Source organism: Streptomyces sp. B3I8 (assembly GCF_030816915.1).
Taxonomy (GTDB): Bacteria; Actinomycetota; Actinomycetes; order Streptomycetales; family Streptomycetaceae; genus Streptomyces.
In genome coordinates this window covers 2,169,394-2,195,048 of the sequence record NZ_JAUSYN010000002.1, presented here as the reverse complement: position 1 = coordinate 2,195,048, position 25,655 = coordinate 2,169,394, and the positions used below count along the sequence as shown (strand labels likewise).

Annotated in this window: 18 protein-coding genes; 10 read left to right on the top strand and 8 right to left on the bottom strand. The window is 73.6% G+C overall.

Features of this window, described 5'->3' with window-relative positions; translation table 11 throughout:
* The first annotated feature begins 64 nt into the window (after positions 1 to 64).
* Both QFZ64_RS11835 and QFZ64_RS11830 read left to right on the top strand, forming a co-directional pair.
* Complete coding sequence (locus QFZ64_RS11835) at positions 65 to 724, top strand: hypothetical protein (RefSeq protein WP_307064847.1); 660 nt, start codon at positions 65 to 67, stop codon at positions 722 to 724.
* Between the two features lie 16 nt (positions 725 to 740).
* Positions 741 to 5,255 (top strand): cation-translocating P-type ATPase, encoded by a 4,515-nt coding sequence (locus QFZ64_RS11830; protein WP_307064846.1) that lies wholly within the window; start codon positions 741 to 743, stop codon positions 5,253 to 5,255.
* 11 nt (positions 5,256 to 5,266) lie between these two features.
* Here QFZ64_RS11830 and dusB read toward each other — a convergent pair whose 3' ends face one another.
* On the bottom strand, positions 5,267 to 6,340 hold the full coding sequence (dusB, locus tag QFZ64_RS11825) for a tRNA dihydrouridine synthase DusB (RefSeq protein WP_307071658.1): 1,074 nt from the start codon (positions 6,338 to 6,340) through the stop codon (positions 5,267 to 5,269).
* A gap of 257 nt (positions 6,341 to 6,597) precedes the next feature.
* Between dusB and QFZ64_RS11820 the strand changes: the two genes are divergently transcribed.
* Positions 6,598 to 8,052 (top strand): MFS transporter, encoded by a 1,455-nt coding sequence (locus QFZ64_RS11820; protein WP_307064845.1) that lies wholly within the window; start codon positions 6,598 to 6,600, stop codon positions 8,050 to 8,052.
* Positions 8,053 to 8,173: 121 nt separating this feature from the next.
* Here the strand turns inward: QFZ64_RS11820 and QFZ64_RS11815 are convergent, their stop codons facing one another.
* Both QFZ64_RS11815 and QFZ64_RS11810 read right to left on the bottom strand, forming a co-directional pair.
* Complete coding sequence (locus tag QFZ64_RS11815; protein ID WP_307064844.1) at positions 8,174 to 8,560, bottom strand: AAA family ATPase; 387 nt, start codon at positions 8,558 to 8,560, stop codon at positions 8,174 to 8,176.
* Positions 8,557 to 10,686: a CDP-alcohol phosphatidyltransferase gene (locus tag QFZ64_RS11810; protein WP_307064843.1), complete on the bottom strand. Its 2,130-nt coding sequence runs from the start codon at positions 10,684 to 10,686 to the stop codon at positions 8,557 to 8,559. The genes QFZ64_RS11815 and QFZ64_RS11810 overlap by 4 nt, the downstream gene beginning before the upstream one ends.
* A gap of 608 nt (positions 10,687 to 11,294) precedes the next feature.
* On the opposite strand from QFZ64_RS11810, the gene ppdK reads away from it, so the two are divergent.
* Entirely contained in the window at positions 11,295 to 14,036 is a 2,742-nt protein-coding gene (ppdK, locus tag QFZ64_RS11805; protein ID WP_307064842.1) for a pyruvate, phosphate dikinase, read from the top strand.
* Between the two features lie 277 nt (positions 14,037 to 14,313).
* Here ppdK and QFZ64_RS11800 read toward each other — a convergent pair whose 3' ends face one another.
* Positions 14,314 to 15,165, bottom strand: coding sequence for a LysR family transcriptional regulator (locus QFZ64_RS11800; protein WP_307064841.1), 852 nt, complete (start codon positions 15,163 to 15,165; stop codon positions 14,314 to 14,316).
* Positions 15,166 to 15,245: 80 nt separating this feature from the next.
* On the opposite strand from QFZ64_RS11800, the gene QFZ64_RS11795 reads away from it, so the two are divergent.
* The gene (locus tag QFZ64_RS11795; protein ID WP_307064840.1) at positions 15,246 to 15,833 is read left to right on the top strand and encodes a cupin domain-containing protein; all 588 of its coding nucleotides are present in this window, start codon (positions 15,246 to 15,248) and stop codon (positions 15,831 to 15,833) included.
* 50 nt (positions 15,834 to 15,883) lie between these two features.
* On the opposite strand, the gene QFZ64_RS11790 is transcribed toward QFZ64_RS11795, so the two are convergent.
* Positions 15,884 to 16,891, bottom strand: coding sequence for an SDR family NAD(P)-dependent oxidoreductase (locus tag QFZ64_RS11790; RefSeq protein WP_307064839.1), 1,008 nt, complete (start codon positions 16,889 to 16,891; stop codon positions 15,884 to 15,886).
* 73 nt (positions 16,892 to 16,964) lie between these two features.
* Here QFZ64_RS11790 and QFZ64_RS11785 point away from each other — a divergent pair, with 73 nt between their 5' ends.
* From QFZ64_RS11785 to nirD, 4 genes are all read left to right on the top strand, one after another.
* Positions 16,965 to 17,900 (top strand): AraC family transcriptional regulator, encoded by a 936-nt coding sequence (locus tag QFZ64_RS11785; RefSeq protein ID WP_307064838.1) that lies wholly within the window; start codon positions 16,965 to 16,967, stop codon positions 17,898 to 17,900.
* A 412-nt stretch (positions 17,901 to 18,312) separates the two neighbouring features.
* Positions 18,313 to 19,587, top strand: a complete 1,275-nt coding sequence (locus QFZ64_RS11775) for an NAD(P)/FAD-dependent oxidoreductase (RefSeq protein ID WP_307064837.1) — start codon at positions 18,313 to 18,315, stop codon at positions 19,585 to 19,587.
* Positions 19,587 to 22,247 (top strand): nitrite reductase large subunit NirB, encoded by a 2,661-nt coding sequence (nirB, locus tag QFZ64_RS11770; protein ID WP_307064836.1) that lies wholly within the window; start codon positions 19,587 to 19,589, stop codon positions 22,245 to 22,247. The genes QFZ64_RS11775 and nirB overlap by 1 nt, the downstream gene beginning before the upstream one ends.
* Positions 22,244 to 22,600 carry a nitrite reductase small subunit NirD gene (nirD, locus tag QFZ64_RS11765; RefSeq protein WP_307064835.1) on the top strand — a complete coding sequence of 119 codons (357 nt, stop codon included), beginning with the start codon at positions 22,244 to 22,246 and terminating at the stop codon, positions 22,598 to 22,600. The genes nirB and nirD overlap by 4 nt, the downstream gene beginning before the upstream one ends.
* 72 nt (positions 22,601 to 22,672) lie before the next feature.
* On the opposite strand, the gene QFZ64_RS11760 is transcribed toward nirD, so the two are convergent.
* Entirely contained in the window at positions 22,673 to 23,431 is a 759-nt protein-coding gene (locus QFZ64_RS11760; protein WP_307064834.1) for an SDR family NAD(P)-dependent oxidoreductase, read from the bottom strand.
* Between the two features lie 147 nt (positions 23,432 to 23,578).
* On the opposite strand from QFZ64_RS11760, the gene QFZ64_RS11755 reads away from it, so the two are divergent.
* Positions 23,579 to 24,214 (top strand): TetR/AcrR family transcriptional regulator, encoded by a 636-nt coding sequence (locus QFZ64_RS11755; protein ID WP_307064833.1) that lies wholly within the window; start codon positions 23,579 to 23,581, stop codon positions 24,212 to 24,214.
* A 52-nt stretch (positions 24,215 to 24,266) separates the two neighbouring features.
* Here QFZ64_RS11755 and QFZ64_RS11750 read toward each other — a convergent pair whose 3' ends face one another.
* Positions 24,267 to 24,890 carry a class F sortase gene (locus QFZ64_RS11750; RefSeq protein WP_307064832.1) on the bottom strand — a complete coding sequence of 208 codons (624 nt, stop codon included), beginning with the start codon at positions 24,888 to 24,890 and terminating at the stop codon, positions 24,267 to 24,269.
* Between the two features lie 145 nt (positions 24,891 to 25,035).
* Positions 25,036 to 25,560 carry a hypothetical protein gene (locus QFZ64_RS11745; RefSeq protein WP_307064831.1) on the bottom strand — a complete coding sequence of 175 codons (525 nt, stop codon included), beginning with the start codon at positions 25,558 to 25,560 and terminating at the stop codon, positions 25,036 to 25,038.
* Positions 25,561 to 25,655: the final 95 nt, after the last annotated feature.

Genomic DNA, 25,655 nt, shown 5'->3' with positions numbered 1-25,655 from the left:
TTGCCGCCCGGTATGAGGGCACTCGCCAGGTTCACACGATTTTGTCGCGTACGCGAGGTGAATCATGGCCGAGGTCAAGTCGTCGAGTCTGCTCCTGCCGCTGCGCACCGCCGCCTCGGTGCTGCGGAAGGTGCCCGGTGGCGGGGCCGTGACCCGGGCCGCCGGGGACGCGCTGGACAGGGTCGGCGCCGTGTCGCCGCGCGGACGGCGGTTCGTCGTGTACACCGGGGCGGGGGTGCTCGGCCTCGCGGGCGTCGTCGAGTGGCCCGTCGCCGTCACGGGGGCGGCCGTCGCCTGGCTCACCCAGCCGCGCCCCCGGGACCGTGCGGAGGACGCCTCCCACGACGGGCACGCCGCGCACACCGCGACGGTCACCACCCCCGCGTCGCCCGCCGCCGTGTCCAGGGCACGCCGTGCCTCGCCCGCGCCGAAGGGCAAGGCGGTCGCCGCGGGCGGTACGGCGGCGCGCGCGGGCCGGGCCACCACGAAGGCGGCGACGAAGGGCGTGGCCTCCCCGACGGTCAGGAGGAGCAAGGCGGCCGTCGGTGCCAAGGAGACCGGTGGCGGGGCCGCTTCCCGGTCGGCGGAGTCGGCGAAGGCGACGAGGACGGCACGGGCCGCGAAGACGGTACGGACTGCGAACACGGCGAAGGCCGCGAAGGCCGCGAAGGCGGCGAAGGCGGCGGCCCGGGCCACCGCCGTGCGCGACCGCAGCACCGGCTGAGCGGGACGGCGGCGACATGGCACCGGCAGCGGCATTGGCATCGACATCGGCACTCCTGACCCGTCCGACGGCCACCGCCGCCGAACTCGCCCTCGCCGGGCCCCGGTTGCTCGCCCGGTCCGCCGCACCGGCGGTCGGCGCGGTCGTCGGCGCGGCGGCGGGCACCGCGCGGGCGGGCGTCCGTGGCGCGGACGGCGCGGCCCGGGTGGGCCGGGTGGTCCGCGACGCCCTGCCGGGCCGGCCGCGCCCCTGGCGGTCCGGCACCCGGGCCCACCTGGCGCTGCGCGCGGAGGGCGGCGTCGCGGGCGGTACGGAACACCGCGCGCGCCGGGTCGCCGCCGCCCTCGCCGACCACCCGGACGTGGCGTTCGCCTACTGGGACGGCGGGCTGTCCCGGCTGGTGGTCGCCGCCACCGAGGACACCGCGATGGACCGCGTCCTGGACCACGCGTCCGCCCTCGCCGCCCGGCACGGACTGGGGGAGAGCGACGAGCGGGTGGAGGAGTTCGCCCACCCGGGCGACCCCGCCGGCGTCCGCACCGCCGCCGCGGCCCTCGTCGCCGACGTGGGCGGCATCGCCGTGGCCTTCGCCGGCTCGGCCCTGCGACTGCCGGTGTCCCCGCGGGCGGTCACCGCCGTCACGACGCTGCTGCGCGAGAACCCCCGGTTCCGCGGCCTGCTGCGCGCCCGCATCGGCCGCTCGCGCATGGACCTGGCCCTGGCCGTCGCCAACGCCGCCGTCCACGGTGCCGGCCGCACCCCGACCGCGCTCGCGCTCGACGGGGCCCTGCGCGCCTGCCAGGTGGGGGAGACCGTGGCACGCGCCGCCGCCTTCGACGCCGTGCACGACGAGGTGTGCAGGCCCGACCGGACCGGCGTGCCCGCCGGCCGGTACCCGCGCCCGCCGCTGCGCACCTCCCCGGCGCAGGAGTACGCCGCCGCGGCCGCCACCGGAAGCATGGTGGGCGCCGCCGCGACCCTGCTGGTCAAGCACGACCTCGGCGAGGCGGCCGAGGCGGTGCTCGCCGGCTCCCCGAAGGCCGCCCGCTACGGGCCCGCCGCCTTCCACGCCGTCCTCGCCGCCGCCCTGTCCCGCGCGGGCGTGCTCGTCCGCGACACCGAGCGGCTCGCCCAGCTGGAGACCGCCGACACGCTCGTCCTGCACCCCAGCGCACTGCTCGCGCCGTCCGGGGGCGCCGATCCGTGGGCGGAGGAGATCCTGGAGGCGGCCCGCCGGGCCGGACTGCGCGTCGTGGTCGTCGACCATCCCGCGCTCGCCGACTTCACCGGCCTCGCCGACCACGTGGCGGACCCGGAACGCCCGTTGGCGGAGGTGGTCGCCCGGCAGCGGGAACGTCACGGAGGCACGGTGGTGACGGTGGCCCGGGTGCCGGCCGCGGCGGCGGAACCCGCCGTGCCCGGCCGTACACCCGCCACCGCCGGTGACACCGCCGCCCTCGGCGACGTACGCGACGACGTCCTGGAAGGGCTGCTCGGCGGGGACGTGGCCGTCGCCCTCACCGACGGGGACGCCGCCGTCGTCTGGGGGGCCGACGTGCTCGCCCGGCAGGGGCCGGCCGACGTGTGGCGGCTGCTCACCGCCGTGCCCGCCGCCCGCGCGGTGGGGCGCAGGTCGCAGACGCTGGCGCGGTCGGGGGCCGTGCTGTCCGGGCTGCTCGTCGCCGTCGGCGAGTCCCGGCGCGGGCGCCCCTCGCCCTGGCCCGGGCTGCGGCACGCCCCCGTCGACGCGGCAGCGGCGGTGGCCCTCTACACCGGGGCGCGCGCGGCGCTCGGAGTGGCGGTGGCGCGCGCTCCGCACCCCCGGCCCCGGGTGGCCTGGCACGCGCTCAAGCCGGGGGACGTGCGGCGGCGGCTGTACGAGGAGCCCGAGGTCCGGCCCGGTGCCGTCGAGCGGGCGACGCTCCGGGCCCGCGCGCTGGGCGACCGCACCGGGAAGGTCCGCGTTCTGGCACCGGCCCGCTGGACCTGGCAGCTCGGCCGCGCCGTACGGGGCGAACTCGACGACCCGCTCACCCCCGTCCTCGCCGTCGGCTCGGCCGCCTCCGCGATCCTCGGTTCCGCCGTCGACGCCCTCCTCGTCCTCGGTGCCCTCGATCTGAACGCGCTGGTCGGCGGCGTCCAGCGGCTGCGCGCCGAGCGGGCGCTGTCCGGGCTGCTGGACGAGCAGAAGCGCAAGGCCCGGGTGAGCACCGGCGACGACGGCCCCGCCGCCGAACCCCGCACCGTCGACGCCGCCGGGCTGCACCCCGGTGACGTCATCGCGCTCAAGGCCGACGACGTCGTACCCGCCGACGCCCGGCTGCTGTGGGAGGACGGCCTCGAAGTCGACGAGTCCGCGCTGACGGGGGAGTCGCTGCCCGTCGACAAACAGACCGCGCCCACCCCGAGGGCCGCCGTCGCCGACCGGAGCTGCATGGTGTTCGAGGGCACCACCGTGGTCGCCGGGCAGGCCCGCGCGGTCGTCGTCGACACCGGTGACCACACCGAGTCCGCGCGCGCCGTCCACCTCGCCGCCCGCACGCCCCCCGCCGCCGGCGTCCAGGCCCGGCTGCAGGAACTGACCCGCAAGGCGCTGCCGCTCACCATGGCGGGCGGCGCCGCGGTGACCGGGCTGGCACTGCTGCGCGGCACACCGCTGCGCCGGGCGGTCGGCGGCGGGGTCGCGGTCGCCGTGGCCGCCGTCCCCGAGGGGCTGCCGCTGGTGGCGACGGTGGCGCAGCTCGCCGCCGCGCGGCGGCTCAGCCGCCGGGGGGTCCTGGTGCGCGCCCCCCGCACGCTGGAGGCGCTGGGCCGGATGGACACCGTCTGCTTCGACAAGACCGGCACGCTCACCGAGAACCGGCTGCGCCTTGTCCGGCTGACCGACGCCGACGGCACCGTGCACCGACCTGACGACGTGGTCGAGACCGAGGCCGGTATGGAGACGCTGCGCGCCGCCGCCCGCGCCTGCCCCCGGGCGAACGGCGACTCCGCCCGCGTGGACCACGCCACCGACGAGGCGGTCCTCGACGCGGCCCGGCCCGACCCCGGCTGGCGGCAGGAGGAGTACCTGCCCTTCGAGGCCGCCCGCGGCTACGCCGCGGCCGTCGGCCGGGAGGCCGGTGGCGGGCGGGGGGCCGGTGGCGGGCGGGGGGCCGGTGGCGGGCGGGTGCTCGTGGTCAAGGGTGCCCCCGAGACCGTCCTGCCCGCCGTCCGGGGCCGTACCGAGCACGCCACCGAGACCGCGCACGCGCTCGCCGACGACGGACTGCGCGTGCTCGCGGTGGCCCACCGGCCCCTGGCGGACGGCGAGTCGGCCGCGGACGTCCTCGAACGCCCGCTGGGCGAGCTGGAGTTCATCGGTCTGCTGGCACTCGCGGACACACCACGCGAGAGCTCCACCGCCCTCGTACGAGGACTGCGCGAGGCGGGCGTACGGCCCGTCATGCTCACCGGCGACCACCCGGGGACCGCCAGGGCCATCGCCGCCGAACTCGGCTGGCCCGAGGACACGACCGTCGTCACCGGTGACGAACTGGCCGCTGCCGACCGCTCCGCACGCGCCCGCATGCTGCGCGACGTGGGAGTCGTCGCCCGGGTCGCGCCCGAGCAGAAGCTCCAGGTCATCGAGTCGCTGCGGGACGCCGGCCGGGTGGTGGCGATGGTCGGCGACGGCGCCAACGACGCCGCCGCGATCCGCGCCGCCGACATCGGCGTCGGCATCAGCGCCCGCGGCTCGGCCGCCGCGCGCAACGCGGCCGACCTCGTCCTCACCGACGACGACATGACCGTCCTCGTCGAGGCGGTGACCGAGGGCCGAGCCCTGTGGCGCAGCGTCGCGGACGCCATCGCCATCCTGATCGGCGGCAACGCGGGCGAGGTGAGCTTCGGCATCCTCGGCACACTGCTGTCCGGCTCGGCACCGCTGTCCACCCGCCAGATGCTGCTGGTGAACCTGTTCACGGACCTGTTCCCGGCCATGGCGGTCGCGGTCACCCCGAAGGAACAGATCCCGCAGGAGAGCCCGGAGGAACAGGTGCCGGTGGAACAGGCCTTGGACGAGCAGGCCCGGGCGGACGACCCCGACACCGCCCCGGAGCCGGCCGAACCGCTGGTCACCGCCCTGCTCGGCGAACCGCTCCTGCGTCAGATCCGGCACCGCGCGGCGACGACCTGTCTCGGCGCGACCGCCGCCTGGCTGGCCGGCCGCTTCACCCCCGGCACGGCACGCCGCTCCACGACCATGGCGCTGTGCGGCGTGGTCGGCACCCAGCTCGCCCAGACACTGACCGACCGCCGCGACAGTCCCCTGGTCCGCGTCACCGTCTTCGGCTCGGCGGCGGCCCTGGTGGCCCTCGTCCAGACCCCCGGCCTCAGCCAGCTCTTCGGCTGCACCCCGCTGGGCCCGGTGGCCTGGGCGGGAGTGGCCGCCGCCCTCGTGCTGGCGGTCGTGGCGCACCGCCGCCTGCCGGGTCTGGAACGGGCGGTACTGGCGTTCGCCGGGCGGCACGGCATGCCCGGGACCGCGTAGGCCGGGTACGGTCAGCCGCCCGACGTGTCCAGCTCCGCCTCCTCGCCCACACCCGCCATGTCGTACGGGTCCTTCAGCCATCCGTCCGGCAGGACGACCCTGTTGTTGCCGGAGCTCCGCCCGCGTGGGCCGTCCGCCCCCGCCGGCCACTCCTGGTCGAGGTCCAGCTCGTCCAGCCCGCCCCGCAGTTCCGCGAGCGACGACGTGATCGCCAGCCGCTTGCGCATCTCGGAGCCGACCGCGAACCCCTTCAGGTACCAGGCCACGTGCTTGCGGAAGTCCACCACTCCGCGCGCCTCGTCCCCGAGCCACTCCCCGAGCAGCGTGGCGTGCCGGACCATGACGTCGGCGACCTGGCGCAGCGTCGGGCGCACACAGGCGTCCGGGCGCCCCTCGAACGCGGCCACCAGGTCCGCGAACAGCCACGGCCGGCCCAGGCAGCCCCGACCCACGACCACGCCGTCGCATCCCGTCTCGCGCACCATCCGCAGCGCGTCCTCGGCGGACCATATGTCACCGTTGCCGAGCACGGGGATCTCCGGGACGTGCTCCTTGAGGCGGGCGATCGCGTCCCAGTCCGCCGTGCCGCCGTAGTGCTGGGCGGCGGTGCGGCCGTGCAGCGCTATGGCGGTGACGCCTTCCTCGACCGCGATGCGCCCGGCGTCGAGGTAGGTGAGGTGGTCGTCGTCGATGCCCTTGCGCATCTTCATCGTCACGGGGAGGTCCCCGGCGCCGCTGACCGCCTCGCGCAGGATCGACCGCAGCAGGTTCCGCTTGAACGGCAGCGCCGAGCCGCCGCCCTTGCGGGTCACCTTCGGCACGGGGCAGCCGAAGTTGAGGTCGATGTGGTCGGCGAGGTCCTCCTCGGCGATCATCCGGACGGCCTTGCCCACCGTCGCCGGGTCGACGCCGTACAGCTGTATGGAGCGCGGTTTCTCGCTCGCGTCGAACCGGATGAGCTGCATGGTCTTGTCGTTGCGCTCGACCAGGGCGCGGGTGGTGATCATCTCGCTGACGTACAGCCCCTTGCCGGCGCTGAACTCCCGGCACAGCGTACGGAAGGGGGCGTTCGTGATCCCGGCCATGGGGGCGAGGACGACGGGCGGTCCGACGAGGTGCGGGCCGATCCGCAGCGGGGCGGCGGGGGCGCCGATCTGCTGCGGAGCGCTGGGCGTGCCGAGCCGCTGCGGGGCGGTGGGCGTGCTGGTGGGCGTGGACATTGCTCCATTGTCCCGCACGCCGGCGGGCCCCGGCGCGAGGTCGTCCACAGAAAGATGCATACGTCATTAGTTAGGAAAGTCATTAGTTAGACTCGCTATTCATGTTGTCGTACGATGCGGTAATGCCTGAGCTCAGCCACCGCCGCCGCACGCTGGTGCTCGCGATCTGCTGCATGAGCCTGCTGATCGTGGGACTGGACAACACCGTCCTCAACGTCGCCCTGCCCTCGCTGCAGGAGGACCTCCACACCAGCACCTCGGGGCTGCAGTGGGCGATCGACGCCTACACCCTCGTCCTCGCCTCGCTGCTGATGCTGGCCGGCTCCACCGCCGACCGGATCGGCCGCAAACGCGTCTTCATGACCGGCCTCGCCGTGTTCACCGTCGGCTCGGCGCTGTGCTCCGTGGCCCCGAACCTCCAGACCCTGGTGATCTTCCGGATGGTGCAGGCCATCGGCGGCTCGATGCTCAACCCGGTCGCGATGTCGATCATCACCAACACCTTCACCGACCCCCGCGAGCGTGCCCGGGCGATCGGCGTCTGGGGCGCCGTCATGGGCATCTCCATGGCCGCCGGACCCCTCGTCGGCGGGCTGCTCGTGGAGTCGGTGGGCTGGCGGTCGATCTTCTGGCTCAACCTCCCGGTCGGCGTCGCCGCGCTGCTGCTCACCCTGCGGTACGTGCCCGAGTCGCGGGCGCCGAAGCCGCGCCGGCTCGACCCGCTCGGACAGATCCTGGTCATCGCCCTGTTCGGGGCCCTGACGTACGCGATCATCGAGGTGCCGGACGCCGGGTTCCTCGCGGTGCTGCCCTACGCCGTCCTCGCCGTGGCCGCTCTCGCCGGGCTGCTCCTGTACGAGCCCCGGCGCGCCGAACCCCTCATCGACCTGCGCTTCTTCCGGTCCGTGCCGTTCGGCGGGGCGGCCGTCATCGCGATCAGCGCGTTCGCCTCACTGGGCGGCTTCCTCTTCCTGACCACGCTCTACCTGCAGAACGTACGCGGACTCGACGCCCTGCACGCGGGCCTGTGGATGCTCCCGATGGCCGTCCCGACGTGCCTGTGCGCACCGCTCTCGGGGCGGCTGGTCGGCAGCAGGGGACCGCGGCTGCCGCTGGTGCTGGCGGGGTGCGCGATGACCGCGTGCTGCACCCTGTTCGCCGTGTTCGAGGCGGAGACGTCGAACGTGACCCTGTTCCTCGGCTATGTGCTCTTCGGTATCGGGTTCGGCTTCGTGAACTCGCCGATCACCAACACCGCGGTCTCCGGGATGCCGAGGGAGCAGGCCGGGGTGGCGGCGGCGGTGACCTCCACCAGCCGGCAGCTCGGGCAGGCACTCGGTGTCGCGGTGGTCGGTGCGGTGCTGGCCTCCGGTGTGGGGGCGTCGCCGTACCGGGAGGCGTTCGTGTCGGCGGCGCGGCCGGGATGGTGGATCCTCCTGGTGTGCGGGGTGCTGGTCCTGGTACTGGGCGTACTGACCACGGGCCGCCGGGCCCGGGCGTCCGCCGAGCGGACGGCCCGGCTGCTGGCGGAGCCCGAGGTACGGGACGCGGGCGCGGGGGAGCGGGTAGGGGCCTGAGGCGCGGCGAGGAGCGCGCGCTCTGCGGAGCCCGCGTCGGCGTGTCCGTGCGGCCCTGGCCGCGTGGGCGCTGATGCCGTGGTCACGAAGGTGGCTTCGCCGTGGTCAGGTACGTGTGGGTCTACGTGACGTTCGAGGCCAGGTCCGCGATCGAGTCGAGAAGCAGCCGGTGATCGGCCCAGGGTTCGAACGCGGCTCGCCCCTCCCGCACCGCCTCCCAGGTCGGCTCCTCGAAGCCCGCGATGTCCCGGGAACGGCTCTCAAGCCGCTGCCTGTGCGTCCGCGAGTCGGAGCACACCACCTCGATGAACACCACCGGCACCCGGTGGCGTCCGGCCGGGGCCCGCCACCGCCCGCGGGCCGCCTCCACCGCGTTGACCGCGTCGACGATCACACTGCGGCCCAGCGTCGGCACGCCGTCGGCCACCGCCCCGGCGACGAGGCAGGCCGCGGTGACCTCATCTCTTCGACGGGTGCGGCCTTGTCCCTTCGACGAAGGTGACCTCATCCCTTCGACGGGTGCGGCGTCGACCCGTACGCCGTCAGGAAGCGGTCGCGGAAGGAGCTCATCCGCCACACCGGCGCGTTCTTCGCGGGGCGCAGACCGTCCGTGAACCTCCAGTCCGCGATCTTGTCCAGGACCTTCGGGTCCTTCGCCACGATCGACACCGGCACCTGGTGGTCGGCCCCGTCGCCGCTCACCTTCGCCACCGGCTGGTGGTCGCCGAGGAACACCAGCACCGTGTCGTCGTCGCCGTACCGCTGAAGGAACTGCGTCAGCGCCGTCACCGAGTACTGGATCGACTTGCCGTACTCCTGTTTCACCTTCGTGGAGTCGTAGAAGACGTCGCCCGGGTCCTTGCCCGCCTTCTCGATCGCGTCGTACACCGATCCGTCGCCCACCTGGTCCCAGCCGACCATCTTCGGGATCGGCGCCCACGGCTGGTGGCTCGACGTCAGGATGATCTCGGACATCAGCGGCTTGTCGCGCTTCTTGCTGTGTTCCAGCCGCTGGAACGACTCCAGCGCGTACTGGTCAGGCATGGTCGACCAACTGAACTTCGGCCCCTCGTACCCCATCTGGAACGCGTTGTAGACCTTGTCCAGGCCGTAGAACTTCGCCTCCGGCCAGCCCTTCTGGACGCCGGGCATGATGCCGACGGTGTCCCAGTCGCCGGTCTTCTTGAACGCCTTGGTCAGACTGAGGTGGTCGCTGTTGGTCACCGTGCGGTAGCGGTTCTGGTTGTCGATCCACAGGCCCGACAGGAACGTCGAGTGCCCGAGCCAGCTGCTGCCGCCGTACGTCGCCGACGTCAGCCAGCCGCTCTTGGCGTGGAACCCGGCCTTGTCGAGCGCCGCCGTGCTCGTGGCGAGGGTCTTGTCGACGCCGGGTGCCATCACCGGGTCCTCGATCGCGCTGCGGCCGTAGCTCTCGATGAACGTGAAGATCATGTCCTTGCCGCGCAGGTCCGGCACGAGCTGGGACGGCGGGGTGTCGCCGAACGCGTCCGCCTTCGCCGTCTTCGCGAACTCCCGTTCGTCCCGCAGGGTGTCCTGCACGGCCTGGGCGCGGCTGCGGGCCAGCGCGATCGTGTGCTGCGAGGCGATCGGCACACCGTCGATCCGCAGGCCCAGCACGGTGCAGGTCATCCACACCATGCTGAGGACCAGCAGCGTACGGCCGGTGATGTGGCGGTGCCGGGCGAGCAGCTCGCTCAGCCGCACCACCGCGAGCGCGATCAGCACGACCAGGACGACGATCAGCGCGGCCGCGCCGATCAGAACGGCGGTCGTGCCGCCCTTGCCGACGGTGTCGTTCAGGTACGACCTGGCGTCGCCGAGCAGCACCCAGTCGATCACGATGTCGAAGCGGCGGCCGAGGAACTCGTAGAACCCCATGTCGAAGAAGTTCAGGACCGTCAGCAGGCCGAGGACGAGGCCACCGGCCCAGGCCGCGACCAGCCGCCAGCGCCGGGGCAGCGTCATCAGGACGACACCGCCGAGCAGCGCCTCCACGGGGATGCGGGTGAACTGCGCGGGGCGCAGGTGCATGCGGTTGGGCAGCACCATCGCCGCGAGGACGAGAACGGCGGCGAGAACGGTGGTGCCGTCGCGCAGCACACGGGCGGCGGTGGGGTGCGCCTCCCGCCATGCGGCGAGACGGGGGCGGGACGACTTGGGGGCGGGGGCGGGGGCATTCGGGGGTTCGTCGGCGTCCGCCGGGGAGAGAGTGCTTGTCGGTCCGGGCGCCTGTGTCGTCGGTTCGCGGGCGTCCGTCGCTTCACGGGTGTCCGTCGGTTCGGGGGCGTCCGCGGGCGCGGGTTCGTCCGCCGGTTCAGGGGCGTCCGCCTCGGCCGTCTTCCCCGAGGTCTCGGCGGACTCGACGGCGCCGGCGGTGTCGGTCGTCGCGGTGCCGGCGGTGTCGGTCGTCTTCGTGACCTCCGCCTCGGCCGGCGCAACGGGTTCCGCGGGCTGCGCGGATTCCGCCGGTTCAGCGGCACCCTCCGCATCGGCGGGCAGCGTCGGTTCCGCGGGTTCCGCCGGTTCCGTCGGTCCCGTCGATCCCTTCGCTTCTTCCGACTCCGCCGGTTCCGTCTCGTCCGCCGTTCGTCGCGTGTCCGTATTGAGAGGCACCCGCGGGTCCTTCCGTGCGCAGCCGTGGTGAGAGGCGGGTCGCTCGGGGGAGGCCGCGCCCGCCGTCCTCCCGTACGCGCCCCCGTCGACCCGCGTTCAAGCCCGCGCCCCCGTACCCGGCAAACACCCGGCAAACCCCTCGTCAACCCTTCTCCAGTACGCCCCGCACGGCGCACCCGCCCCGCACCCGACCGGCGTCCGCCGGGCGTCCGTTCCGCATCCGCCCGGCGTCCGCATGGTGAAATCCGGTCCGCTCGAACGGCGTGATTCTCGCCACCCCTGATAGGGGTTGCGCTCAGATGAGCGGATCATGAGTGCCTGTAACTCTCGGAGGCGTGGCACTCAGTGCCAATGCCCGATCATTCACGATCCTTAACCATACGGGCCGAGTGGCGCTCGTATGAGCGCGTAACCACCCGCTCGGCCCCTCTCGCCTTCAAAGAGTGAACGCGCCTCCACGCCCCGCTCGCTCCCGCACCCACTTTCGATCCAGCGGCGGACGGCTGGTTACGGGCACACGACGCGCGAGTGGACGTACCCACGCACCTTCGATCTGGGTATGTTCCTGGCCGTCAGGGCAGCCACCGCGTCCTCGAGGAGTCGAGACCGTGTCGGAAAACAAAGATCCTCACCTCACCGGGAACGCCGTCGAGGACGTGAAGTTCGTTTATGACTTCACCGAAGGCAACAAGGACCTCAAGGACCTTCTCGGCGGCAAGGGCGCGAACCTGGCCGAGATGACCAACCTCGGCCTCCCCGTCCCGCCCGGCTTCACCATCACCACCGAGGCGTGCAAGGTCTACCTCGGCACCGGCGAGGAGCCGGCGGACCTGCGTGACGAGGTGAGTGCGCACCTCGACGCCCTCGAGGCGAAGATGGGCAAGAAGCTCGGCCAGGCGGACGACCCCCTCCTCGTCTCCGTCCGCTCCGGCGCCAAGTTCTCCATGCCCGGCATGATGGACACCGTCCTGAACATCGGGCTCTCCGACAAGTCTGTGCAGGGTCTGGCCAAGCAGGCCGGCGACGAACGCTTCGCGTGGGACTCCTACCGCCGGCTCATCCAGATGTTCGGCAAGACGGTCCTCGGCATCGACGGCGACCTCTTCGAGGAGGCGCTGGAGAAGGCCAAGGAGGCCAAGAAGGTCGAGGTCGACACCGAGCTGGCGGCCGCGGACCTGAAGAAGCTGGTCGGCACCTTCAAGAAGATCGTCAAGAAGGAGGCCGGCCGGGACTTCCCGCAGGACCCGCGCGAGCAGATGGACCTCGCCGTCAAGGCGGTCTTCGACTCCTGGAACACCGACCGGGCCAAGCTCTACCGCCGTCAGGAACGCATCCCGCACGACCTCGGCACGGCCGTCAACATCTGCTCCATGGTCTTCGGCAACCTCGGCCCCGACTCCGGCACCGGTGTCGCCTTCACCCGCGACCCGGCCTCCGGCCACCAGGGCGTCTACGGCGACTACCTGCAGAACGCGCAGGGCGAGGACGTCGTCGCGGGCATCCGCAACACCGTCGCGCTGGCGGAGCTGGAGACGATCGACAAGAAGTCCTACGACCAGCTCATGCAGATCATGGAGGCCCTGGAGAACCACTACCTGGACCTCTGCGACATCGAGTTCACCATCGAGCGCGGCACCCTGTGGATGCTGCAGACCCGGGTCGGCAAGCGCACCGCCGGTGCCGCCTTCCGGATCGCGACGCAGCTCGTGGACCAGGGCCTGATCGACGAGGCGGAGGCGCTGCAGCGCGTCAACGGCGCCCAGCTCGCGCAGCTCATGTTCCCGCGCTTCGACGAGGACGCGAAGGTGCGGCAGCTCGGCCGGGGCATCGCGGCCTCGCCCGGCGCGGCGGTCGGCAAGGCGGTGTTCGACTCGTACACCGCGATCAAGTGGTCGCGCTCGGGCGAGAAGGTCATCCTGATCCGCCGCGAGACCAACCCCGACGACCTCGACGGCATGATCGCCGCCGAGGGCATCCTCACCTCGCGCGGCGGCAAGACCTCGCACGCCGCCGTCGTCGCGCGCGGCATGGGCAAGACGTGCGTGTGCGGCGCCGAGGAGCTGGAGGTCGACACCAAGCGACGCTGTCTGACGGCGCCGGGCGGGGTGGTCGTGGAGGAGGGCGACGTCGTCTCCATCGACGGGTCCTCCGGCAAGGTCTACCTCGGTGAGGTGCCGGTGGTGCCCTCCCCGGTCGTGGAGTACTTCGAGGGCCGGATGCACGCCGGTGCCGACGACGCCGACGAACTGGTCGAGGCCGTCCACCGCATCATGGCGTTCGCCGACCGCAAGCGCAGGCTGCGGGTGCGGGCCAACGCGGACAACGCCGAGGACGCGCTGCGCGCCCGCCGGTTCGGGGCGCAGGGCATCGGCCTGTGCCGCACCGAGCACATGTTCCTCGGCGACCGCCGCGAGCTGGTCGAACGGCTGATCCTCGCCGACACCGATGCCGAGCGCGAGGAGTCCCTCGCGCAGCTCCTGCCGCTGCAGAAGCGGGACTTCATCGAACTGTTCGAGGCGATGGACGGCCTCCCGGTGACGGTCCGTCTCCTGGACCCGCCGCTGCACGAGTTCCTGCCCGACATCACCGAACTGTCGGTGCGCGTCGCGCTCGCCGAGTCCCGCAAGGACCCGCACGAGAACGACCTGCGGTTGCTCCAGGCCGTGCACCGGCTGCACGAGCAGAACCCGATGCTCGGCCTGCGCGGCGTACGGCTCGGCCTGGTCATCCCCGGCCTGTTCACGATGCAGGTACGGGCCATCGCCGAGGCGGCGGCCGAGCGCAAGGCGGCGAAGGGCGACCCGCGCGCCGAGATCATGATCCCGCTCGTCGGCACGGTGCAGGAGCTGGAGATCGTCCGCGAGGAGGCCGACCAGGTCGTCGCGGAGGTCCAGGCGGCCACCGGCACGGAGCTGAAGCTGGCGATCGGCACGATGATCGAGCTGCCGCGTGCCGCGCTGACCGCCGGGCAGATCGCGGAGGCGGCCGAGTTCTTCTCCTTCGGCACCAACGACCTGACCCAGACGGTGTGGGGCTTCAGCCGCGACGACGTGGAGGCGAGCTTCTTCACGGCGTACCTGGAGAAGGGCATCTTCGGGGTGTCGCCCTTCGAGACGATCGACCAGGACGGCGTCGGCTCCCTGGTCAGGTCCGCGGTGCGGGCGGGCCGCGAGACCCGGCCCGACCTGAAGCTCGGCGTGTGCGGCGAGCACGGCGGCGACCCGGAGTCCGTCCACTTCTTCCACGAGGTGGGCCTGGACTACGTCTCCTGCTCCCCGTTCCGCATCCCGGTCGCCCGCCTGGAGGCCGGGCGCGCGGCCTCCTCGTCGACGGGCAGCGACCACCGCTGACCCGCCCGCGAACCCCGGGGCCCGGGTCCCCGACCGAACCGACCCGGGCCCCGGACCACCCCTCGCACGCCGGGGCCCCGCGGTTCCCTGACCGAACCGCCGGGCCCCGGCCCCGGGTCCCCGACCCGGCCCGGTCCGCCCCGGAACCGCCACGCCCCGCGCACCGCCCCTCACCCGCGCGGCGGCGGTCTCCACCGGGGCACCAGGAGGGGGCGGTACCCCTGTGCGGGGGGTACCGTCCCCTCCGTCCACGCCCAACCGTCGAAATCAGCCGGGGTCACGCGCGATAGGCCACGGTCGCCGCCCGGACGAACGCCTGGACCAGCGGGCTGGTGTCGCCCGTCCGCCACGCCACCACCGCACGGCTCGGCGGCATGCCGGTCAGCGGCACCACTGTCAGCCCCTCTCCCGGGTCGTGGCCGAGGAGGGTCATGCCGACCGTGCCGTTCCACAGCACCGCCTGCCGGCACTCCTGGACCGCGCGCACCACCGGACCCTCGCGCGGTTCCCCGGCGCTCCAGTACGCCTGCCAGAGCGGGTCGGTGCCCTCCGGGAACCGGAACCAGCGGCGGTCGGCCAGTTCGGCCGGTGCCAGGCTGTCCCGGCGCGCCAGCGGATCGTCGGCGCGCAGCAGGGCGCCCACCGGGTCGGCCCGCAGCTCGTGCACGGTCAGGCCGGTCTCGTCGAACGGGGCGCGGGTCAGGGCGACGTCGACCGCCTCGCCGTGCAGGCCGCAGGTGGGATCGGTCAGGTCGGTCTCGCGCACCTGGATCTCGACGTGCGGGTGGCGCCGGCGGTAGGCGCGGGCCAGCCGGGTGACGTCGGGGTCGGCGCTGTCGCCCAGGAAGCCGACGGTGAGGGTCGCGGCGCCCGCCGCCGCGGCCACGCGGACGCGCGCCCGGTCGGCCCGGTCGAGCACGGCGCGCGCCTCCTCCAGCAGGACCGCCCCGACCGGGGTCAGGCCGACACCGGCGGGCGACCGGTCGAACAGCGGGGCGCCCGTCTCCGCCTCCAGTTGCCTGATCGCCCGGCTCAGCGGGGGCTGGCTCATGTGCAGCCGGGCGGCGGCCCGGCCGAAATGCAGTTCCTCGGCGACCGCCACGAAATACCGCAGCGTGCGTAGCTCCATGCTGCGACGATACCCGTACGGTATCGGGGTCGCGGGGCAGGTCTTGGACAGGAGCCGGGTCCCCGCCGTGGAATCGTGGCATGACCGACAACACCACGAGCACGAGTACCAGCACGAGCACGAGTACCAGCACGAGCACAGGCACGGGCACCCATGAGCCGGCCGCCGACCCAGTCGTGTCGGTGGTCGGCCCGGACGACGGCGAGACGATCCTCCTGGGCACCACCCGTATGCGCGTCCTGGAGGACGGCAGCACCACCGGCCACCGCCTCGGAATCGCCGAGTCCGTCCTCGCGCCGCACACACCGGGACCGCCGCAGCACCGGCACGCCCGGCACGACGAGGGCTTCTACATCGTCTCCGGCTCGGTGCGGTTCACCGTGGGGGAGGACCGGCACGACGCGACCGCGGGCACACTCGTGATGGTCCCGCCCGGAGCCCCGCACACCTTCGCCAACGTGACCGACCGGCCGGCCGTCATGCTCAGCACCTTCACCCCCGATCTGTACGTGCAGTACTTCCGGGACATGCGGGACGCGATGGAGGACGGCCGGCTGCCGTCCCCCGCGGCGAACATCGCGGTGATGAGCCGCTACGCCACCGACCCCGCCACCGACTTCCCGCCGGGCCCCGGCCCCGCCCCCGCGTCCGCCCCCGGCTCCCGCTGAGCGGGGCACGGGGTGCGCGGCCCGGGGCGAAGCCGGTGGCACGCTCCGGGTCACTTCGTCAGGAGGCGTTCCGCGAGGTCCCAGAGGCGGTGTGCCGAGGCGGGGTCGGCGGCGTGCGGGGCCAGGTCGGAGGTGACGTCGCCGACGGCGAGCATCTCCGGGGTGAGGGGGCGGGCGTCGACGCGGGCGACGTCGCTGTTCTTGAGGTAGACGCCGCCGATGCCGTCGAGCAGCGGGCTCGCCGCCGCGAACGCGATGGTGGCGGCGGCCTGTTCCGGGGTCTTCTTCTCGCGCTCGGGGTCCAGGACCGGCTCGTCGTCCTCGCCGATCAGGCCCATGGCGCGCAGCTCCGCGGGGGCGTAGAGCGAGGTGGACGCCCTGCGCAGGGACGTGATCACGGAGATGCCCGGGTGCAGGCTGTAGCCGCGGATGCCGTCGGCGGCCCAGCGGCGGTCCAGTTCGCCCGCGAAGAGGATGAGTGCGGTCTTCGACTGGCCGTAGGCGAGGTCGCTGTCGTAGCCGTGGGCGAAGTGGAGGTCGTCCCAGCGGATGTCGCTGAGGCGGTGGCTGCCGGAGGCCACGTTGACGACGCGGGCGCCGTGGGCCGCGCGCAGGGCGGGCAGCAGGCCGAGGGTGAGCTGGAAGTGGCCGAGGAAGGCGGTGGCGAAGGTGGTCTCGTAGCCGCGCGCGTCCAGGACGCGCTGCCGGTGGGTGGCGGCCGCGTTGTTGATCAGGACGTGCAGCGGTCGGCCGGAGTGCGTCCAGCGGGCCGCGAAGGCGTCGATCGACTCCGGGTCGAGCAGGTCCAGCCGCTCGACCCGGACGCCGTCGATGCCCGCCAGGGCGGCGGCCGCCGCGTCGGTGTCGCGGGCCGCCACGGTGACGGAGGCGCCGGCTTTGACGAGCGCCTCGGTGCTCGCCAGGCCGAGCCCGCTGTGCCCTCCGGTGAGGACGATGTTCCTGTCCGTGAGGTCGACGCCGGTGAGGACCTCGGCGGCGGTGGAGAACGCGGTGAAGCCCGAGCCGAGCGGCTGCTGGTTTTCCAGGTGATGTGTCATGGCACCAGCCTGTGCCCGCTTCCTCGAACTGAGAATGCTTGACGGGACGGATTTTCTTCGCGAGAGTTCGAGCGTGGTCATCGATCATTTGTCAGAGGTGTTCGATCTCGTCGAGGTGCGCGGCCAGCTCTCCGGCGCGTTCGCGGTGCGCGGGCGCTGGGTCACGCAGGGCGCCGTCAGGAGCCCGCTGAAACTGACGGTGATGGTGCGCGGGCGGTGCCGGCTGTCGACCGACGGGCTCGACGAGCCCGTCGCACTGGAGTCCGGCGACGTCGCGGTCCTCACCGGCCGCTCGTGGCTGCGCGCCGAGGGCGGGACCGGCGGGATCGGTGATGGCCCGCCCGTGGAGTTCACGCCCGAGCCGGACGAGTACGCCCTGCGCGTCAACGGCGGTGACTTCGCCGTCGACGACGTCGTCCTCGGCGGCCGCGTCGACCTCAACCCGGCCGGTGCGGCGCTGCTGACGCAGTCGCTGCCGCCCGTGGCGCTCGTCCGGGCGTCCGACGCAGCCGCGCCCACCCTGCGGGCCTGCGTCGACCGGCTGGTCGAGGAGGTCACGGACGACCGGCCGGGCGCCGCCTTCGCCGTACGCCAGCACGCCCAGCTCCTGCTCCTGGAGGTGCTCCGGGCCTACCTCGACCGTGCCGAGCCGCCACCGGGATGGCTGCGCGCGCTCACCGACGACCGGCTGCGTCCCGCGCTGACCCTCATGCACGGCGACCCCGGACGCCCCTGGGGCCTCGCGGAACTGGCCCGCGCGGCGGCGATGTCCCGCACCTCGTTCGCCGTACGCTTCCGCGCCGCGGCCGGTGTCCCCCCGCTGACCTACCTCAACACCTGGCGCATGCTGCTCGCCCGACGGGCCCTGCGCGACGACGACGTCCGCATCGGCGCCCTCGCCGCACAACTGGGCTACACCTCGGAGAGCGCCTTCAGCACCGCCTTCAAACGCGAGGTCGGCGAGGCACCCCTGCGGTACCGGCAGCGGCTGCGGGGGGTGTCGTCGTGACCCGCGGGCATCGGCGGCGGACCCGGCCCGGCCGGCCGCGCATGCGCCGCCGCCCGCCGGGCACCCGCGACGCCGGGTCCGGCCGGCAGAGGGCCGGTGGGGTGGAGGGGGACGGGGGTGTGGTGGCACTGGTTGTTCTTCGCCCGGCCGGACATTCCCGAACGCGTCATCACCGCCGACCCGGATTCCTGGTACCGCGGCGATCCGCACCTCATGGGACGGGAGAACCTCGACGAGTGGCGGGCGGCCGGAGTTCTTCGGCGGCCCCGCCTGTGTGAACGCCCCCTCACGCCCGCCCCGTCCGTGTGAGCAACCTCCTCACACCCACCTCCCGCCCCCACTGAGGGCAGCGTTCCTCCGGGGAAACAGAGGGGATGCGGTCGGGTAACACCCGCGGCGCAGGCTCCTGGGCATGACCTCGGATGCGCACGTGGTGGTGATCGGGGCCGGGATCGCGGGTGTCGCGCTCGCCCGGCGGCTCGGTGAGCTCGGTGTGCCCGCGCTGGTCGTGGGGGAGGAGGAACACCCTCCGTACAACAGGGTGCTGCTCGCCGAGGTGCTGGCCGGGCGGTACGCGCCCGAGGTGATCGCCCTCCCCGGGACCGCCACCGAACCGGTGCGCGCACGGGTCACCGGTATCGACCGTGCCGCGCGGCGCGTGCGGTGTGCGGACGGGACGGAGATCGGGTACGGCACCCTCGTTCTCGCCACCGGCTCCAACCCCGTACTGCCGCCCCTGCGCGGGCTGTTCGGCGCGGACCGCCGGCTGCCCGAGGGCGTGCACGCGTTCCGCACCATGGACGATTGCCTCGGGCTCGCCCGTGCCGTACGGCCCGGCGCGCGCGCCGTCGTCGTCGGCGGGGGACTGCTCGGGGTCTCCGCCGCCCGTGCGCTGGCCGCGCGCGGTGCGCAGGTCGTGCTCGCCCAGCAGTCCGAGCGGCTGATGGAACGCCAGCTCGACCCGGTCTCCTCCGGGCTGGTCCGACGCCATCTGACCGGGCTCGGGGTGGAGGTCCACACCGAGACCCGGGTGCGCGACGTACGCTGCGCCGGCGGTGCGGTCCGGTCGGTGGAACTGGCCGACGGCTACCGCCTCGACACCGACCTCGTCGTCCTGGCCTGCGGGGTCCGTCCGCGCACCGGGCTCGCCGAGGAGGCCGGGCTCGCCGTCCGTACGGGCGTCCTCGTCGACGACGAGCTGCGCACCTCGGACCCGTACATCCGTGCGATCGGCGACTGTGCCCAGCACGACGGGACGGTCTACGGCCTGGCCGCACCCGCACTCGAACAGGCCGGCGTACTGGCCACCCTGCTCGCGGACGGCGACGCGGCCGCCCGCTACACGGGGACCAGGGCGCTCACCCGGCTCACCCTGACCGGAGGCGGTTTTCCTGGCGGGGGCGGCACCCCTGCCGACACCGACGCCGACGCCGGCCCCCGCGGTTTTCTCGACCTCGCCGCCTTCGGCGACCCCGAAACCCGCCCCGGTGACGACGTCGTGCAGCTCGCCGACGCCACCCGCGGCACCTACCGCAAGGTCGTCGTCCGCGAGGACCGCGTCGTCGGCGGGGTCCTCGTCGGCGAACTCGGCACCGTCGGCGCCCTCGCCCGCGCCTGGGAGGCGGCGGAGCCGCTCCCCGACGGCGGCCCCCTGCTCCACCTGCTCACCAACGACGGAGGCTCCTGATGACCACCACCCCCGGGGCCGGCCCCACGATCGTGCTCGTGGGCCACGGCATGGTCGGCCAGCGCTTCCTGGAGGCGCTCGCCGAGCGCGGGCTCACCGCCACGCACCGCGTGGTCGTCCTCTGCGAGGAACCCCGCCCCGCCTACGACCGCGTCCGGCTCACCTCCTACTTCGACGGCCGCACCCCCGAGGAACTGTCCCTCACCGACCCCGCGTTCCTCGCCGGCCACGGCATCGAACTGCACCTCGGCGACCCGGCCGAGAGCGTCGACCGCGAGGCCCGCACCGTCACCGCCCGCTCCGGGCTGACCGTCGCCTACGACACCCTCGTCCTGGCCACCGGCTCCTACCCCTTCGTCCCGCCGGTGCCCGGCAAGGACGCCGAGGGCTGCTTCGTCTACCGGACGATCGAGGACCTGCTCGCCATCGAGGAGTACGCGAAGCGGCGCGCCACCACCGGCGCCGTCGTCGGCGGCGGGCTGCTCGGCCTGGAGGCGGCCGGCGCGCTCAAGGGGCTCGGCCTGGACACCCACATCGTGGAGTTCGCGCCCCGCCTGATGCCCGTCCAGGTCGACGACGGCGGCGGCGCCGCCCTGCTGCGCACCATCGAGGAGATGGGGCTCGCCGTCCATACGGGCGTCGGCACCCAGGAGATCACCGCCGACGACGCGGGCGCCGTCACCGGCATGAAGCTGTCCGACGGCTCCGCACTCGCCACCGACCTCGTCGTGTTCAGCGCCGGCGTGCGCCCCCGCGACCAGCTCGCCCGCGACTGCGGACTGACCGTCGGCGAACGCGGCGGCATCAGCGTCGACGAGCGGTGCCGCACCGTCGCCGACCCGCACGTCTTCGCCATCGGCGAATGCGCGCTCGCGGCCGACGGGCGGGTGTACGGGCTGGTGGCGCCCGGCTACGAGCAGGCCGAGACGGCCGCCGCCGCCATCGCGGCCACCGCCGCCCTCGCCGCCGACGAGGACGGACAGCGCGCGTTCACCGGCGCCGACCTCTCCACCAAGCTCAAACTGCTCGGCGTCGACGTCGCCTCCTTCGGCGACGCGCACGGCACCACCGAGGACTGCCTCGACGTCGTCTACTCCGACTCCCGCGCCGGCCTCTACAAGAAGCTCGTCATCGGCCGCGACGGCACCCTCCTCGGCGGCATCCTCGTCGGCGACGCCGACGCCTACGGCACCCTGCGCGCACTGACCGGCTCGGTGCCCCCGCTCGCCCCCGAGTCCCTCGTCCTGCCCGCCGGCGCCGGCGCCCCCGCGCAGCTCGGCCCCTCCGCGCTGCCCGACGACGCCGTCATCTGCTCCTGCCACAACGTCACCAAGGGCACCATCCGGGGCGCCGTGACCGAGCACCACTGCACCTCCGTGCCCGAGGTGAAGAAGTGCACCAGGGCCGGCACCGGCTGCGGCAGTTGCGTCAAGGTACTGGGACAGCTCGTGGAGGCAGAGCTGGAGGCGAGCGGCGTCGAGGTCGACAAGGGCCTGTGCGGCTGCTTCGCGCAGACCCGCGAGGAGCTGTACGAGACGGTCCTCGCCCTGCGCGTCGACTCCTACCAGGACCTGCTGGACGGCCACGGCCGCGAGGAGGCCCGCGGCGGCGACGGCTGCGACATCTGCAAGCCCGCCGTCGCCTCGATCATCGCCTCCCTCGCCCCCGCGATCGGCGCCAGCGGCCACATCCTCGACGGTGAGCAGGCGGCACTCCAGGAGACCAACGACCACTTCCTCGCCAACCTGCAGAAGAACGGCTCGTACTCGGTCGTCCCGCGCATCCCCGGCGGTGAGATCACCCCCGAGAAGCTCATCGTGATCGGCGAGATCGCCCGCGACTTCGGCCTCTACACCAAGATCACCGGCGGCCAGCGCATCGACATGTTCGGTGCCCGCGTCGAACAGCTCCCGCTGATCTGGACCCGTCTGGTCGACGCCGGCTTCGAATCCGGACACGCGTACGGCAAGTCGCTGCGCACGGTGAAGTCGTGCGTGGGGCAGACCTGGTGCCGCTACGGCGTCCAGGACTCCGTCCGCATGGCGATCGACCTGGAACTGCGCTACCGGGGCCTGCGCTCGCCGCACAAGCTGAAGTCCGCCGTCTCCGGCTGTGCCCGCGAGTGCGCCGAGGCCCAGTCCAAGGACTTCGGCGTCATCGCCACCGCCAACGGCTGGAACCTGTACGTCGGCGGCAACGGCGGCGCCACCCCGCGCCACGCCGACCTGCTCGCCCAGGACCTCTCGGACGCCGAACTGGTCCGCCTCGTCGACCGGTTCCTGATGTTCTACATCCGCACCGCCGACCGGCTGGAGCGCACCAGCGTCTGGCTGGAGCGGCTGCCCGGCGGCCTGGACCACGTGCGGGACGTCGTCGTGCACGACTCGCTCGGGATCTGCGCGGAGCTGGAGTCCCTGATGGCGGCCCACGTCGCGCACTACCGCGACGAGTGGGCCGACACCGTCAACGACCCGGAGAAACTCGCCCGGTTCGTGTCCTTCGTCAACGCCCCCGACACCCCCGACCCGGTCGTCGCCTTCGTCCCCGAGCGCGGCCAGATCAAGCCCGACCTGCCCCTGCTGACCATCGGCACCCGTCCCCGAGCCCTCGGTCCCGCTCGAGCAGGGGAGACCCCGTTCCTGGAAGGAGCCCAACGATGACCCTGGCCCCCGAGACGACCGACCTGAAGATCCAGCTCAGGCTGGCGGCGGACGACTGGCTCACCGTCTGCGACCTGACCGCCCTCACCCCCGGCCGCGGCGTGGCCGCCCTGCTGCCCGACGGCCGCCAGGCCGCCCTCTTCCGCGACCGCGCCGGCCGCCTCTACGCGATCGGCAACCGCGACCCCTTCACCGGCGCCGCCGTCCTCTCCCGCGGCCTGACCGGCAATCACGCCGGCCGCCCGTTCGTCGCCTCCCCGCTCCTCAAGCAGCGCTTCGACCTGGAGTCGGGCCAGTGCCTGGACGACGAGGCGGTGCGCGTCCCGGCGTACGAGGTGCGGGCGGCGGTCTGACGGGGTGGGGTCCGGCGGGGCGGCGGTCCGGAGAGAGACCGCGCCTCGCCCGTCACAGGAGGACCCCGCCCGTCACAGGAGGGCGCCGCCGGAGACCTCGATGCGCTGGGCGGTGACCCAGCGCAGTCCCTCGGAGGCCAGCGTGGCGATGGCGTCGCCGATCTCCTCGGGTTCGCCGACGCGGCCGAGCGCTGTCTGCCCGGCCAGGACCTGGCGCATTGCGGCGTCGTCCCGCATCGCTCCGCCGTTGAAGTCCGTGGCGGTCGGCCCCGGGGCGATGGAGTTGACCCGGATGCCGCGGGGTCCGAGTTCCGCGGCGAGAGTGCGGCTGAGCGCCTCGACGGCGGCCTTCGACGCGGAGTAGGCCGAGGTGGCGGGGCTGGTGTGGCGGGTCAGTGACGTCGAGACGTTGATGATCCGGCCGCCCTCGGCCAGCAGCGGCACCAGCGACTGGATGAGGAAGAACGTGCCCCGGACGTTGGTGCCCATCACCGTGTCGAAGTCGTCGGTCGTGACGGTCTCCAGCGGCCCGAAGACCCCCACTCCCGCGTTGTTGACCAGGATGTCGAGCCGCGAAGCACCCCAGCGCTCCAGTCGCGCACCCAGTTCGGAGGTGAAGGACGCGAAGGAGGAGACGTCGCTGAGGTCGAGCCGGAGAACGGCGGCGGTCCCGCCCGCGGCCCGCACCTGTTCCGCCGTCTTCTCGGCCCCGGTCGCATCGCCGCGGTGGGTGACCACGACCCGCACCCCGCGTGCGGCCAGGGCGATGGCCGCGCTGCGCCCGAGGCCGCGATTGGCACCGGTCACCAGAGCGATCTTGTCGAGTGTCATGAGAATCCTCCACCGTGCGACAGCCCCGGGACGAGCCCGGGTGCCCAGACCGAGGCGAGTCACTCGACTCGCCTCATCGGTGCACCGTAGGCGGGTCTCCAGTGGCGAGTCAAGTGACTCGCCTCGGGGCTGCGGCATACTCTCCGTATGGCAGCAGAACTCACCGCGCATCACCGCAGGCTCGCCCGGCAGAAGCGTGAGGCGATCATCTCCGCGGCCACAGAACTGTTCCTGGAGCGTGGCTACGACGGCACCTCCCTCGCGCGGATCGCCGAAGCGGCCGGGGTCTCGAAATCCACCCTGTTCAAGCAGTTCCCCACCAAGGCGGCCCTCTTCGAGGCCATCGTCACCGAGTCCTGGCAGCGCGACGCCGGCGACACCGCCGCGCAGCCCCGGGCGGGAGACCCGCGCGCCGGGCTGACGGCCATCGGCCACCGCTACGCCGAACTGATCGGCCGCCCCGGCATGACAGCCCTGTTCCGCATCGTCATCGCCGAACTGCCCCGCTTCCCCGAACTGGGGCGGATGCAGTTCCAGCTCGGCAAGCTGCCCTACTTCGCCTCCGTCCAGCACTACCTGGAATCCGAGCACGAGGCGGGCAACGCCGATGTGCCCGACGCCGAGAGCGCCGCGAACCAGTTCCTCGGCATGATCGCCAACTACGTCCTGTGGCCCCGCATGCTGCTGACCGACTGGAAACCCGCGGCCTTGGACATCCACTACGCCGTCGAAGAGGCCGTCCGGACCATGCTCGCCAGATACGCCCCCGACCGGCCTGCCTGACCCGCAGCCGCGAGTCGACGAGAGCGTCGGGCCGGTGCGCGGCCGCCGGCCCTCACCGGGTGCCGGTCAGGTGGGCGAAGACGACCACGTTGCCCTGGTAGCCGGTCGTCCGCGAGTAGCCGCCGCCGCAGGTGATCACCCGGAGTTCGGGGCGGGCGGCGGCGCCGTAGACCTTCCGGTCGGGGAAGTGCTCCGCCTCGTACACCTCGACCGCGTCCACCGTGAACCGCGCGACGGTGCCGTCGCGCCGGTCCACCTCGATGGCGCCGCCCTTCTTCAGAGCGCCGAGGTCGTAGAAGACGGCGGGGCCCTCGGCGTTGTCGACGTGGCCGGCGACGATCGCGGTGCCCGTCTCGCCGGGGGTGGTGCCGGCCTCGTACCAGCCGGCCAGGTTCTTCTCCCGGGCGGGCGGCACGTCGAGGCTGCCGGACCTCGTCAGGCCCAGGCCCGTCAGCGGGGCGTTCACGCCGATGGACGGGATGCGGATGCGGTCGGGCGGCGACGGCGGCAGGGCGGGGGCCGCGGCGCCCGGACGGTCGGTCCCGGTGGAGGCCTGCGCGGCCGACGGCTGCGGGGGCGGCGCGGGGGTCTCGGCGGCGCCGCGCAGCAGCCAGGCGCCGGAACCGAGGGCGACCAGGGTGACGGCCGCTATCGCGGAGTTGCCTATTCTGCGCACGAGGCGCCCCCTTCCCGTCGGCCCCTCGGCCGGCTGCGGTGCTCCGGTCCGGCCCGCCTCCCCCCGCCGGACCCGCGAGGGGCGGGCGGACCCGGAGGGGGAGGGGACCGTGCGGTACCGGCGGACGGACAGCGGAGGGTGTCCGTCAGATCCCCTCGCCTCTCGCCCGGCGATGCAGGAGCCAGGTACCGCCCGCGGCGGCGACGGCGAGAGCCGCCACGCCGGCCGCGGTCCGTACGGGGTCGGCGCCGAGTCCGCCGCCGACCCCCGTCTTCACACTTCCTCTCGGCAGGGTGCCGTCCCGGGCGGCGCTCAGCGCCACCACCAGGTCGCCCGTGACCCGCTCGCCGTTCTCGGAGCAGCGGGCGACGATCTCGTACGTCCCCGGCTGCGCACTCGGCGGCACCTCGAACTGACCGATCGCGTCGTGCTCGTGGGTGCTCGGCGCGAGCGCGAAGCGCCCGGCGCCCACGGCGCTCGCGTCGCCCTCGGCCGCGCCGTCCGGGCCGCACGCGCCGGTGTCCACCGACACGTTGTCACCGGGGATCACGGTGGAGGGGAACACTTCCAGGCGACCGGCGTCCCCGCCGCCGTAGGCGGGCGCGGCGGCGAGACCGGCGGCGGTGACGGCGAGCGCGGTACCGGTCAGCAGACGGGCCGTGCGGCGCATGGTGCTCCTCCGAGGGGGCCCGGCCCGCGACACCCCTCATGTGCCACTGCGTAGGCCACGCCCCTGCCCTTCCGAGCAAAAGGGCCCGGTCCGAC